This window comes from Marinobacter sp. CH_CUG1437-1, assembly GCF_037029655.1.
Lineage (GTDB): Bacteria > Pseudomonadota > Gammaproteobacteria > Pseudomonadales > Oleiphilaceae > Marinobacter > Marinobacter salsuginis.
Genome location: NZ_JAYMEW010000003.1, coordinates 649975 through 663215 on the forward strand (window position 1 = coordinate 649975; position 13241 = coordinate 663215).

The 13241-nt window shown below is 55.3% G+C and carries 10 protein-coding genes and 4 tRNA genes; 8 read left to right on the forward strand and 6 right to left on the reverse strand.

From position 1 onward, the window contains the following. Nucleotides 1-125: 125 nt before the first annotated feature. Nucleotides 126-617, reverse strand: coding sequence for a 5-(carboxyamino)imidazole ribonucleotide mutase (purE, locus tag WA411_RS11770; protein ID WP_153633634.1), 492 nt, complete (start codon nt 615-617; stop codon nt 126-128). Nucleotides 618-913: 296 nt separating this feature from the next. Between purE and WA411_RS11775 the strand changes: the two genes are divergently transcribed. The 6 genes from WA411_RS11775 to WA411_RS11800 all read left to right on the forward strand — a co-directional run bounded on the left by WA411_RS11775 (nt 914) and on the right by WA411_RS11800 (nt 3672). After that, nucleotides 914-1885 carry a hypothetical protein gene (locus tag WA411_RS11775; RefSeq protein ID WP_291905837.1) on the forward strand — a complete coding sequence of 324 codons (972 nt, stop codon included), beginning with the start codon at nt 914-916 and terminating at the stop codon, nt 1883-1885. Nucleotides 1886-2024: 139 nt separating this feature from the next. Next, nucleotides 2025-2897 carry a DUF2846 domain-containing protein gene (locus tag WA411_RS11780; RefSeq protein WP_291905836.1) on the forward strand — a complete coding sequence of 291 codons (873 nt, stop codon included), beginning with the start codon at nt 2025-2027 and terminating at the stop codon, nt 2895-2897. 49 nt (nt 2898-2946) lie between these two features. Beyond that, nucleotides 2947-3192: a hypothetical protein gene (locus WA411_RS11785; RefSeq protein WP_069183164.1), complete on the forward strand. Its 246-nt coding sequence runs from the start codon at nt 2947-2949 to the stop codon at nt 3190-3192. A gap of 162 nt (nt 3193-3354) precedes the next feature. After that, nucleotides 3355-3430, forward strand: a tRNA-Val gene (locus tag WA411_RS11790). A 66-nt stretch (nt 3431-3496) separates the two neighbouring features. After that, nucleotides 3497-3573, forward strand: a tRNA-Asp gene (locus WA411_RS11795). A gap of 23 nt (nt 3574-3596) precedes the next feature. Continuing rightward, nucleotides 3597-3672: transfer RNA gene (locus tag WA411_RS11800), tRNA-Val, on the forward strand. Between the two features lie 41 nt (nt 3673-3713). Here WA411_RS11800 and WA411_RS11805 read toward each other — a convergent pair. Continuing rightward, entirely contained in the window at nt 3714-5120 is a 1407-nt protein-coding gene (locus WA411_RS11805) for a 3-oxoacyl-ACP reductase (RefSeq protein WP_291906700.1), read from the reverse strand. A 322-nt stretch (nt 5121-5442) separates the two neighbouring features. Here WA411_RS11805 and WA411_RS11810 point away from each other — a divergent pair, with 322 nt between their 5' ends. Together WA411_RS11810 and WA411_RS11815 are read left to right on the forward strand one after the other, a co-directional pair. Next, nucleotides 5443-6780, forward strand: a complete 1338-nt coding sequence (locus WA411_RS11810; RefSeq protein WP_264766260.1) for an acetyl-CoA C-acetyltransferase — start codon at nt 5443-5445, stop codon at nt 6778-6780. A gap of 99 nt (nt 6781-6879) precedes the next feature. Next, nucleotides 6880-6956, forward strand: a tRNA-Met gene (locus WA411_RS11815). 85 nt (nt 6957-7041) lie between these two features. Here WA411_RS11815 and WA411_RS11820 read toward each other — a convergent pair. The 4 genes from WA411_RS11820 to WA411_RS11835 all read right to left on the reverse strand — a co-directional run bounded on the left by WA411_RS11820 (nt 7042) and on the right by WA411_RS11835 (nt 13199). Continuing rightward, the gene (locus WA411_RS11820; protein WP_291906704.1) at nt 7042-9885 is read right to left on the reverse strand and encodes a bifunctional diguanylate cyclase/phosphodiesterase; all 2844 of its coding nucleotides are present in this window, start codon (nt 9883-9885) and stop codon (nt 7042-7044) included. A gap of 18 nt (nt 9886-9903) precedes the next feature. After that, nucleotides 9904-11154, reverse strand: coding sequence for a hypothetical protein (locus WA411_RS11825; RefSeq protein ID WP_291906706.1), 1251 nt, complete (start codon nt 11152-11154; stop codon nt 9904-9906). Continuing rightward, the gene (locus WA411_RS11830) at nt 11151-11606 is read right to left on the reverse strand and encodes a hypothetical protein (RefSeq protein ID WP_291906708.1); all 456 of its coding nucleotides are present in this window, start codon (nt 11604-11606) and stop codon (nt 11151-11153) included. The genes WA411_RS11825 and WA411_RS11830 overlap by 4 nt, the downstream gene beginning before the upstream one ends. A 102-nt stretch (nt 11607-11708) precedes the next feature. Continuing rightward, the gene (locus tag WA411_RS11835; protein WP_291906710.1) at nt 11709-13199 is read right to left on the reverse strand and encodes an amidase; all 1491 of its coding nucleotides are present in this window, start codon (nt 13197-13199) and stop codon (nt 11709-11711) included. Nucleotides 13200-13241 lie beyond the last annotated feature (42 nt).

Genomic DNA, 13241 nt, shown 5'->3' on the forward strand with positions numbered 1-13241 from the left:
AGCGGGCGGGACCTTGTGTCCAAAACTGTTGAGGGCCAGGGACGGCCCGAAACAAGCGCACATGGATGTGCTCGTAGCGTGTTTTGGACACAAGGTCCCGCCTGCTTCTTTCTCCCAATGTTGCGTTACTGGTCCCGAGGGTCGGGATTCTCCAGAATCGTTTCGGTCTGTGTGGCCCGGAACTGTTCCACAGCCTTGCGAACATTGTCGTCTGAGGTGCCGATAATCTGTGCTGCCAGCAGACCAGCGTTGGTGGCCCCGGCTTTGCCAATGGCCAGGGTGCCGACGGCAATGCCACCCGGCATCTGGACGATGGACAGTAGCGAATCCAGACCGTTCAGGGCTTTGGACTGAACAGGCACCCCCAGGACCGGCAGGGCGGTTTGTGAAGCAACCATGCCCGGCAGATGCGCGGCGCCGCCAGCGCCGGCGATAATAACCTTCAGGCCACGGTCTGCGGCGGTTTTGGCGTACTCAAACAGCAGATCCGGGGTGCGGTGGGCCGAGACGACTTTGGTTTCATAGGGCACGCCGAGTTTTTCGAGCATGTTGGCGGCGTGTTCCATGGTGGGCCAGTCGGATTTGGAGCCCATGATGAGTCCTACAAGCGGCTGCATATGCAACAGTCCTGTGATAATTGGAAAGCCGGCCATTGTATGTTTTGCCTACCTACCATGCAAACTTATGGCTTCGGAGTAGGGCAGGATGGAGGCGTTTTCCGGAAAACGCTACGAGCACATCCCTGTGCGCTTGACTGAAGCCATCCATGGCTTCAGACATTTCCGGAAAGCGCCTCCATCCTGCCCCCGACCCTTTGCAAGAATAAAGATTGGTAAGGCTTCATTTTTACCTGCGCATAAGTACAGGTATTATCGGACCTTATTGTTTTAACCGTCCATAGTCAGGAGCTGTAATGGAACCCATCCGTCCAGATGATGATGAGCTGAGGGCTGAACGACCGATTGGTAGTGCCGAGCCGAAAAAGCCTGCCGAGAAAAAGTCCAGGCCATCGTCCGTTGGGAAAGGCGAACCGTCGGCGCCAGCAAAGCCTCCCAAAGGGGGTAAAGGCGGTAACGGCGGCAGTGGTCGTGGCAGCTTGGCCATGCTTTGGGTGCTCTTGATCGTGCTGGCCGTGGCGGGCGGTGCCGGTTGGTATTCGCAGGAGCAGCGGGTTCAGGCATTGGAAGGGCAGCTTGAGGAGGCAGATTACTGGGCTCGTCAGAGCAAGCTGGCGCTGGCCCGGTTTGAGGGGGAGCTTTCGGAAACTGGGGAGAACCTGCAGGAGCGGGGAGCGACTCTGGAGGAGCAGATCGCGGCGCACACCAAGCGCCTGGATACGGCAGACAGTGAGATCCGGAAGCTTTGGGCGATTGCCAATGAGCGCAACAAGAAGCGTCTGGATGAGCAGCAGGAGCGGATTGCTGCGCTGGAATCCGGTCTTGCGGAAGGCAAACAGGCCATTGGTGCGCTTGAGGCGTCGGTAGAGAAGACCCGCTCATCGCTCTCTGCCGATATTGCCGCTTTGAAGCAGCAGACGGAGACGTCGATTGCGGCACTACGGGAGGCCAGCCGGCAGGCAACGGATCAGTTGACGAAACTGAGTCAGCAACTGGCGGATGTGGATCAGGTGATCGAGAGCCGTATCCGGCGATTCGAGCAGGAGCAGAAGCTTGGAATCAGTGGTATGGAGGGGCGGATTTCGGCTCTGGAGCGGGAGACGGATGAGTTGGCCGGCGATGGCCGGGTTCAGGCACTCCGGAACGAGGTGGCCAGCCTGAAGCGAACAGTCGAGTCGATTGATGCTTCCCGTTCACAGCTGACTTCCCGCCTGGTTAGGCTGTCTGAAGAAGTGAACCAGCTGCGGAGTCAGGTCAGCGGGCAGTAATTGTCCCGCAAGGCGTTTCGGTCATCGCATTTCGGGTTTTGTAACGGTTTGTAGCCATCCCTTGCGGTAGCTCTCATTTCTGCGGATTTGCAGTTGTTATGATCAGGCAACTCGCAATCAGGATGAAGAGTTAACAACAATGAAAACCCGAGTGCCTTCCGTTTTTCCCTTGCTCCGGCCGCTGGTCGCGTTTCTTCTGTTGCTGGCGGTGTCCGGGTGTACGGTTTATCAGTCCATTGGTAAAAGCGTCGGTTCGTTCCTGCACCCGGTTTCCGGCCATGATTTCGTCCACATTGATAACGACAGCTGGGACCGGCGCAACGCCGTGCTGTATTTCTATCGGACCCATTCCCAGTGGGCTGCAGACGAGATCGAAGCCCCAAGTGTCTACATAGACGATACCCACTATTTCAACATCCGTAACGACAGCTTCACCTGGCTGGAGGTGAGCCCCGGGGAGCGCCATATCGCCATGCGTCGGCCGCTGCTGGGGCTGGAAGGGATGAACTCCTTCAGTCTGAGCCTGATCGCCGATGCCACGCTGGAAGTCGAGCCCGGAAAGATTTATTACCTGCGTTATAACGAGCTCTCCGAGCCGGGCCAGCGACACCCTGATCTGGATCCGGACCACCCGCTGACCCAGGGTGACCTGCAGCTGGTTACCCGGGAGTATGCCATGCAGGCAGATGAGATCGTTTCCACTCGATTCCTGAACAGTGATCTATTGGCACCGAACCACGCTGCAACTTCGATTGTGGAAGTGAATGAAGACATGGATTACGAGCGGCAACTGGTGTTGCTGGAAGAGGAGCGGGAGCTTGAGATCGAGCGGATGAAGGAAGAAGGCAAGTACGAATCCGCTTCCTGGTTCTGGCCATTCGGTGGTGGCCCCACCGTTCCCCTGGAGACAGATCAAAAGATTGAGCAACTGGAGCGGGAGTACGCGGAACTGGAGCAGGAGCGTGAGCGAAGGGAAGAGGCAGAATCCGGAGGTGGCTGGTGGATTTTCTGAGCGCTGACTACACTGACGTCAGGTGAAAGACGCGGGAAATTCAAAAACAATGGCTCTCAAGGATTCTCTTAAACTCAGATTTGAAAAGCTTGCGGACGATGTTGTTCCCCAACTTCTCGATAGCTGGGGCGATCTGCAAAAAAGGCTGGATGACCTGAATTGTTCCCTGGCCAATCGAGCCGTGCCCGAAGACAGGCGCAGCCGTGTCAGCGAGTTGTCCCTGCAGGAGAAAGCTCAGCAGGCGGGGCAGGATCGTCCGGTTGTGCGGGCCGTCAAAACCTCGCGGCGGAAGTGAGTTTGCTTAAAAACTGTACGCTTTTGAATGGCTTGCAGGTTTTTAAAGAAAATTCCGGGAAAATATTTGACACCGCCAGCCAAATGCTTAAAATGCGCCTCTCACTTGGTTGAGACAGCACGGCTGCCAAGCAAGTGAATGCCTTTTGAAAGGCTTGAAAGTGGGTGGTTAGCTCAGCTGGGAGAGCATCGCCCTTACAAGGCGAGGGTCACTGGTTCGATCCCAGTACCACCCACCACTTTCAAATGCATCACCGGATCACCCCATCCGGTTTCAGGTTCGAGCCCGAGGGCCGAATTGATGCGGAGCGGTAGTTCAGTTGGTTAGAATACCGGCCTGTCACGCCGGGGGTCGCGGGTTCGAGTCCCGTCCGCTCCGCCATTTTTTACTTAGAAAGTATTCCCGGGTGGTTAGCTCAGCTGGGAGAGCATCGCCCTTACAAGGCGAGGGTCACTGGTTCGATCCCAGTACCACCCACCAAATTTCGAAAAAGGGCCGATCCGCAAGGATCGGCCCTTTTTTTATTTGCCAATCAACGATTGCCCGCAAACCCGCACAACATTGCCGTTCACTCCATTGGATGCCGGGCTGCAATACCAGGCGATGGCTTCTGCCACATCCACCGGCTGTCCGCCCTGGGAAAGGCTGTTCATCCGGCGACCCGCCTCGCGGATAGTGACCGGCATCGCTGCTGTCATCTGGGTTTCGATAAACCCGGGAGCAATGGCGTTGATGGTCACCCCGTTTTTCAGTTGCCGGGCCATGGCTTCCACGTATCCGATGACTCCGCATTTGGCGGTTGAGTAGTTAGTCTGCCCGAAGTTGCCAGCAATCCCGCTGATGGAAGAGATGCACACAATGCGCCCGTTGTCTTTCATAAGCTCACGCTTGGCCAGTTCCTCGTCGATCAACTCTTCGGCCGTCAGGTTTACTGCGATGGTCATATCCCAGAAGTGTTCAGGCATGTTGCCCAGGGTCTTGTCGCGGGTAATTCCCGCATTGTGAATCACCAGATCCACCCCGCCGAAATGCTCGTCGATAAAGTCGGCGATCAGTTTTGGTGCTTTGTCGTCGGTAATGTCGCAGGCCAGGGCCTTGCCCTTGATAGCGGATGTGACCTTTTGAAGGTCTTCCATGGCTGGCGGAATATCCAGACCAATGACGGTCGCGCCGTCCCGTGCCAGCGTTTCTGCGATGGCGGCGCCGATGCCGCGGGAGGCGCCCGTGACCAATGCTACCTTGCCGGTCAGCGGGGCGACGGGATTGGTTGCCGGCGCCGCATCGCTTTTGCCGATCTTGACGACCTGGCCGGACACGTAGGCAGAGCGGGCAGACAGGAAGAATCGAACGCTGGACTCCAGTTGTTTCTCTGCTCCGGGCGCCATCCACAGCAGGTTTGCCGTTGAGCCTTTCTTGCCGATTTCCTTGCCCACGCTGCGAACAAACCCTTCAAGTGCCTGCTGAGCCGCGGCCTGGGGTGCTTTCCTGCAGGTGGCGGGGTTCTGGCCAACGACCAGAACGCGAGCGTTGCTGCCGAGCTTTTTGATGGTGGGGTGGAAAAAGTCGTAAAGCGCTCGAAGGTCGTCGGGGCCTTTCAGGCCAGAGGCGTCGAACACCAGGGCCGAGAATGTGTGGTCGATTTCCGACCCCAGGTCCAATGGTCGGGCTTTGTTGCCGGCTTTGGATGAATCGTTCAGGCGCTCGTTGCCGCTGGCATGGTGCAGTGTGGCGGCACTGGCGCTGAGGGTGCTGCCAATGGCTGCGATGGCTTTGGCGCCGGCTGCTGCACCAATGAGGACGTCGCCCTCAATAAAGGGCTGGTCGGTGCGTTTGAGGCGTTTCAGGGGCACTGGTGCTGGCAGGCCAAGGGATTGTGCGGCGGTTTTACCTACCGGGGTGTTTACTATTCTAAGATAGAGGTCAGACATGGGTGGCTTCCTTGTTTTGCATTCGGGTTGCTGGATGCGAATCGTCCTACAGGGTAAAGAATCGGATAGTTTTTGGATTGACTCAATGCCTGTAGGGTGTTGTCAGGGGTGCCAATGAGGCATTTCGGGTTGTAGCTAAACTGTCGACATTAACAACTCAGCCTGGGTGCAGGGAACATTGGGGGAAGGCTTCCCAGAACACGCCCGTGAATACATCCATGTAGGGCTCGGTCGCGCCATCCTTGGCGCTCCACGGTTCTGGGAAGCCTTCCCCCAATGTTCCCCCTGACATCACGGTTACTTCAAAACGGATGAATTGATCATGGCAGAAGCATCGAATACTCCACGTAAGAAAACCGCTACATCAAAGAAGACCAGTGCTGGCCCTTCGGCTATTCGTCGCGTGGCTGTGCTGGGCGGTAACCGGATTCCGTTCGCTCGTTCCAATACAGCCTACAGCAAGATCAGTAACCAGGAGTTGCTGACGTCGGCTCTGCGGGGGCTGGTGGACAGGTATGGTCTTGAGGGGCAGAGGCTGGGCGAGGTGGCTGCCGGGGCGGTTATCAAGCACTCGCGGGATTTTAATCTTACCCGTGAGGCGGTGATGAGCTGTGGATTGGCTCCGGAGACTCCGGCTTATGATATCCAGCAGGCCTGTGGCACGGGGCTGGAGGCGGCGATTCTGGTGGCCAACAAGATTGCCCTGGGGCAAATCGAGTGTGGCATCGCCGGTGGAACCGACACCACATCCGATGCGCCGATTGGCGTGGGTGAGGGGCTCCGGGAGATTTTGCTGGATTTGAACCGGGCCAAGACTGCGGGCGAGCGGCTGAAGATTCTAGGGCGGTTTCGGCCGGGGCATCTCAAGCCGGAGGTCCCTGAAAATGGCGAGCCCCGCACCGGCATGTCGATGGGCGAGCATGCCCAGGTGACGGCGAAGGAGTGGGACGTTGCCCGGGAGGATCAGGATAAGCTGGCCGTCGAGAGCCATCAGAAGCTGGCCAAGGCCTATGAGGAGGGTTTCTTCAACGACTTGATGACGCCGATGGCAGGTTTGGAAAAGGACAACATTCTGCGGCCGGATACCTCGTTGGAGAAGCTGGCGACGCTCAAGCCGGTTTTTGATCGGGAAAACGGTACCATGACTGCGGCCAACAGCACGGCGCTGACGGATGGCGCGTCTTGCGTGCTGCTGGCCAGTGAGGAGTGGGCGAAGGCCAATAATTACGAGGTTAAGGCGTGGCTGACGTTCTCGGAGGTTGCGGCAGTGGATTTCGTGGACAAGAAGGAAGGCCTGCTGATGGCGCCTGCCTATGCGGTACCCCGGATGCTGGAGAAGGCTGGGCTGACACTGCAGGATTTCGATTTCTATGAAATCCATGAAGCCTTTGCCGCTCAGGTCCTTTGCACTCTGAAAGCCTGGGAGGATCCGGCTTTCTGCAAGGAGCGCCTGGGTCTGGACAAGCCCCTGGGTAGCATTGACCGCGACAAACTCAATGTGAAAGGCAGCAGCCTGGCGACCGGCCATCCCTTTGCGGCCACCGGTGCCCGCATTGTTGCTACTCTGGCCAAGTTGCTGGAGGAGAAGGGCAGCGGTCGGGGCCTTATTTCCATCTGCGCTGCGGGTGGCCAGGGGGTTACTGCGATTCTGGAGAGGTAGGTTTGGTTAAACCCGGAACTTTCCTTTGACAGTGTCGATCACACCCCTTATCATGCGCGCCACGTTGATCAGGGGTTCCCTGATAAACAACCAGTTTGATGCGGGGTAGAGCAGTCTGGTAGCTCGTCGGGCTCATAACCCGGAGGTCGTTGGTTCGAATCCAGCCCCCGCTACCACTTTTGAAATAAAGCCCGCTATCGCGGGCTTTATTTCGTTCAAGAGAGTGCTTTTCAGTCCCCGACTCTTTTCAGTGCTGCCGAATCAGGCGTGTTCGTTTTTCGCGAGCATATCCTCAAGCTGTGGCGTGGGCTTCCCGATAAAGTATCCTTGGGCATAGGCCACACCAAGCTTATCAAGCTTTGCCAGCGTTTCTGCGTCCTCAACGAATTCTGCAATGGTTTCCATCCCAAAGGCGTTGACCATCCTTGTAAGACTTTCCACGAACACCTGATTGTCAGGGTTCTCGATCAGACCAAGGATATAGGAGCCATCCAGTTTGACGTAACTCAGAGGTAGCTTTTTCAGGTAGCTGAATGAGGAAAACCCGACGCCGAAATCATCCAATGCAACCATGACTCCGTTATTGCTGAGATCTTTCAGGTTGTTAAGCACCATCTGGAAGTTTTCGATGTAGGCTGTTTCAGTAAGCTCAATGACCAGTAGAGCCGGGTCTAGCGCATAGCTCTGCAAAAGGTCTGTTACCCTGGTTGGAAATTCCGGCGATTGCAGAGTCGGCGCTGAAACATTGACTGAAAGACTGTAAGAGTGCCCTGCGCACCGATCAGTGGACATCCTGTCAATGGCTCTTTCCAGAACCCAATGATCGATCAGCTGTATAAGCCCCATTCTCTCAGCTGCAGGTATAAAATCATTCGGGAATACCGCCTCTCCGTTTGCATTTCTCAACCGAAGCAGAACTTCGTAGTGGCTCACGGTCTGATGTTTGATAGACAGAATTGGCTGGAAGTTGAGTTCGAACAAATCGTCGCGATTCAACGCGTGCCGAAGCAGAGATGAAAGGTCGTGATCGCGTCGTAGATCCGCCAGATCACCACTTGAGGGGTCGAAGATCTGCCATTGCCCGCCCCCTTTTTTCTTGGCCTGATACATTGCCATATCCGCGTGGACGATGAGCTCCTGTTCCGTTGCACCATGCTCAGGGATCAGAGCAGCGCCAACACTGACGTTGTACTCAATGGTGCGGCCCTCTGTTGGAATCAGAAGCTGGCCGTTCAGCAATCCAGAGAGTTTGGCCAGGAAATCGGGTAGCTGCTCTCGGTGCATATCTGGAAGAACAATGGTGAACTCGTCACCTGCGAGCCTGCTGATAGAGTCGCTGGAGCGAACGCTCTTCCTGAGGGAGTCGGCGATTTGGATAAGCGCCTGGTCTCCAATAGTATGACCGTATAGATCGTTGATCTGTTTAAAGCGATCGACGTCGATGAATACAATTGCGCCCTCGCATTCTAGATCCAGCACTTTCCCCAAGTCAGTTTGAAAACTTCGGCGGTTCCCTATGCCAGTCAGTGGATCGTTGTTGGCCAGCCACTCCAATGCCTCTTCATCTCGTTTGCGTTGGGTGAGATCAATACCGGTTGTGAGTATGACACTTTGTCCACGCTCGTCCTCGACGATGCAGCAGGTCCAGTCCAGATAAATGATGCCCCCCCGGTCGCTAACGAACTCGCAATCGAACTGTAGGACATCCCTACTGCTGTTCTTGAGTTCACTTAGTTTTTGGAGAAAGTCGTCCAGACTTTTTCGGGAAGCGAAGAAATCATTGAAGTTATGTACTGGACGACTGAACATTTTCTTAAATTTTGAGTTACTGCTCAAAATTTCGCCATCGAAGGTCTGGATGACGATAAAAAGATGGGAGCTGTCTATCAGGCGTTCCAGAAAGGCCCGGGAGCGGGAGATGATGGCGATCTGATCCTGGAGAGACCGGTTTTTCTCTCCGACCTCAATATGCAGAGCTTCGAGCTCTCGAGTGACGAACCGGGTGCTGTTCTCGAGCAATGATAACTCGTCTCGGAACAGGTTAGAGGAGTCGCGCTCAATTACACTCAAGGCCTTCTGGTATTCGTGCTGTGGAAGAAAGTTCAATGCGTCGACTACAGAGGCTAATCGCCTGAGCGGACCGAGCATCAAAAGGAGCAGCGCAATTTCGGAGGCAAGTAATGCAAGTAGGCCAGTCAGCAAGCTGGTTTTTAACGAGTTGACCATGGTGTCGTAATGCCTGGTTTCATCGCTGACGGTTACAAGAGAGGGGCGGAGGTCACCGGACTGGTTATAATTCAAAGTCAGGAAATTGAATGAAAACGTCTGATTACCGAAGGTAAGGGCGTCTTCGGAGTCAAGTTGATCTAGCGAATGAACGTTCTCGGTAAAGGTAAGCAACGTCTGGGTATCTTTGAATTGGCTTGCCGCCCAGAGCTTGGACTCCCAGTTTTCAAAAATTCGGTCTTCGCCGGTTATTTGGTCAGGCTCGGATCCCAGAGGTAGGAGGACCGCAAGGTCGTCTCCGGACAGTTGCTGGAATCTCTGGATTACGTCCGCGATGCTTTGGGCAACAACAATCAATGCTTCTGCACCGTTTTCGAGTACGAAGGGTTCTATCACAAACTGAGAGCAGCCAAATCCACAGTATATAAATGACTGGGGCTCCGCCCGACCATTTGCTTGCATGGCATCTGTGACGGCAGTCTGAAGGGCTTCCGGGCTACGAAATTGCGTTTGATTGAAAGCGTTGCCCATGGGTTCGCGGTTAATCGAATACAAAGCTATGTAGTCAATACCAGTATTGATGTTCAGCAGGACCCATTGCTTTTCAAGATCCTGGGGCAGTCCGGAGCGGGCGGCAAGGTCAGTCGCCCGCTGAATTCCTGGAATTTCCGTAATTAACTGGGCGACTTGAGAGAGTCTGAGAAAATTATCGTCAAGTAGTTGATCAAGAATGAGTTGCTGGCGAACCTCTCCCTCCGCCAACCTGTTCTCGTAACTCGCCACCGTTCGGTTGATTTGCTGGATGACCCACGCACCGGTGACAACGATCAGCACCAGACTCAAAAAAACAACGGCTTTCCACTTCAGGCTGAGCAGCATGTTGGGGCTACCGATTTATCAGAACTGGTAATTTACCGAGAAGACATAGTAATTCCAGTGTTTCTTGATGTTGTGATTCTCAATGCCGTCGAAATTTGGTAGCCAGGCGGTACCCTCATTAAAACTGGCTTGCCCTGAGATTGACCAGCCCTTACCTACCGACCATTTGCCTCCGAGCGTCCATCCTCGTCCAAAACCTCGGTAAGGGTTGTAATCCGTTGCGGAGTCTGCACCGGAGCGATCGCTCCGTTTCAGGTACAGCTCCTCATAACGCGTAAAAACGGACGTTTGCGCAGTGGTGAACCATTCCGCCTGGAGATAATACGCTTCGGTACTTGAGCTCTCGGAAAACCGATTACCCACCAATTCAGCATCGAAATCACTCTCTAAATTCAGGTACTCGGCGGCCAGAGCGAAATCTCGGTAGTTATACTGCGCGGATATAATGGTCAGGAGGCCATCAATACCTGCTGCGGTCACATAGTTTTGCGGGTTAACAAAAAAGTCGTTGGGTGGCGCAGTCACGAGCGCTTGCTGAGCTTCAGCTACAGAGAGGGTGCCCTCGAGGTCAGCACGAACGTCGGCGACGCTCAAACCAAACTTCAAATCCCGGTCGAATGCAGGAATGAAACTTATGCTGAACAGCTTCAAAGGCACGTCAGCGCTGTCGGCTGATGGAACGGGACGAGCAAAGGTATAGTATTCGAAGTCTTCGCTGTCTACGTCCTTTCTACCAATAGTTAGTTCCCATTGTATAAGGTTGTTCTTTAGTAACGAGGTGCCGTAGAAGTTCATACCGTCCGTAGAGAGCAGGGTGTCACGAAAGGCCTCAAAATAAACCGACTCTGGCACATTGAATCCCGGGCGTGCCGAGGGTATGTCTCGGGTGTCATTGTATAAACCAATTTTGTTCTTCACCCGACCTACCCTGACTCCTACCGAGCTGTACTGATCGCTGAAGAACAGGTAGTCAGCGAGCAGAAAGTCGATACGAACATCTCCGTCATCCGACTTATCCCGATATCGGCTCAGGGCTTGCCCTGCGATACGGAGCTCGGGTGAAAATTCGGTAAATCCGTTAATCCCTACCTCGCGAAATTTGAACGAGCCGTCCTCAGAGTCTGTCCCGGCGTATGGATTGTCCGGGCTCACCAAATAAGACTGGCTGAAAAAACCGTGTATTTCGGAACCAAGGGGTAATTCAAGCGCGTTTACCGGCAATCCGAAAGAATACAGAACGGACAGGAGGCTGATCAGACGTATGTTCATTCTTGCGCTCCTGACAAAAGCTTTACATCACTCACCGGATACTCTCCCGACACATATCCGATAGCGCCGGGTGTAGATTTCACCATTTCCAGCATCTCTTTCTCTGATTCAACCACCGTTGGCGCCTTTCCCGTGCCGGTAAACAGCATGCGATTCCATATACGGTCGAGCTGATGTGCCTGGATCTTAAGCTGTTTTACTGTGAAATCCCGATGGAGTTCCGAGGTACTTGGCAGGGTAAAAACCTGGATGGCGCTGTCGTCCGGCCACTTTCTGATTTGCATCGCGAAGATCTGATTCAGATAGATCCAGTCGGGATCTGAAATCGGTACGGATTGATTGACGATAATCTTCTGCTCACCGTGGGCGTGAGCAACTGTAAACAGCCAGAGTGTAAGGAATAGACACAGAGCGGTCGGCTTGTTTTTTGCTGTAGGAATTCTTGTTGTCATTAGCGACCGCCGGGCTAAAAATCCTTATGAATGCAAAGTACCAGTGTCGATCAGAGTGTCAATAAGCACTACAGGAATAATGCGTCTTTTTTTAGCACCGCATCACCCCAACGGGGTTGGCCGCTCAAATCCGGCCAACCCGGCCTCTTCCAAGAGTCCCGCAAAACCAATTGTGGTCAAGTCCATCCCCGGCGCACCAATCACCTGAACATTGAACGGCAGACCTTCTTGCGTCCGGCCAATCGGAACGGAGGTGGCCGGCAGGCCAAGCAGGGTGGCGAGGGCGATCCAGCAGAACTGGTCCATGTAGGCCCTTGGCTGGCCGGCGACGGTGATTCGGCGTTTGAAGACAGGGTGGGTGTGGTCATGTCGGATGGCGGTGGTTGGTGTGACCGGCGTCAGCAGAACGTCCACTTCCTGAAACAGGGATTCGATTTCGGCGCGCATTTTCTCCCGCATTTCGCTCCAGGCCATCCACTGGTAAACGGGCTGGTTCACGCCCCTTCCGTATTCACCAATAAATGGTGTCATCGGGCCCAGGAATTTGAGCCAGGGTTCGAGTCGCGCGATCCATTTCATTTGCCGGCGCTGCGCAGGTTTCAGGGAGGTACTGAGCAGAGTGCCGAGCAGGTTGAAGTAAGCGGGCAGGATATGCTCAAGGCTCAGTAAAGGATGCTTTGCTTCGGTGACCAGTGCGCCCTGCTCTGCCAGTGATTTTCCCAGGGCCTGATAGCCTTCGGTGAGTTCCTGCTCTACCGGGCACAGTGGGTCTTCAAGCCAGAAGCCGACCCGCGCCTGGTCGAGTCTCTGAACCACTGACGGTGCCATCTGAAGCGCCCAGCTTCGCTCTTCGGCTGGCCGTGGCCCGGCAATGACTTTCAGCAGAAGCTCCAGATCCCGGGCGCTGCGGGCCATTGGGCCGCTCTCGGCCAGGTCGGGCCGGGATTGGGTGCCGGGCGGTCCGGGAATGTGGCCGCGAAACGAGACCAGGGAGCGGGTTGGCTTGTGGCCGAACACACCACAGAAATGGGCCGGCGTGCGAATGGAGCCGGCCAGGTCGCTGCCCACTTCGAGGGGTGTCATGCCAGCGGCCAGAGCAGCCGCTGCGCCGCCCGAGGAGCCCCCCGGAGTGTGAGCCGGGTTGTGGGGGTTGTTGGTGACCCCGAACAGCTTGTTGTAGCTCTGGAGGTCCGTGGCGTAGATGGGCACATTGGTCTTGCCCAGAATAATGGCGCCGGCGTCTTCCAGCCTCTGCACAACATCAGCGTGGTATCCCGGGTTGTGGTTTCTAAGGGCCGGCGCGCCTGCGGTGCAAGTCATACCAGCCACTTCCCAGGTGTCCTTAAGGGTAAGCGGCAGTCCATGGAGAGGGCCTTTCACCGCGTTAGCTGCCCGTTGTTCATCGGCCTGACGGGCGTTGGCGAGTGCCCGCTGTTCATCCAGGGTCACAACGGCATTGATGGCGGGATTGTGCTTCCGGATCTGGTCCAGAATTGCTGCAGTGAGGGCTTCGCTGGTCAGACTGCCCGCCTCCAGCTGCGCCAAAAGGTCATGGGCGGATTGGTAGTGCAGTGGCAAGTGCGATGCATCCATGGATGTTCTCTTTGTTGTTGGTTTCTGGAAAATCTCGCCAGT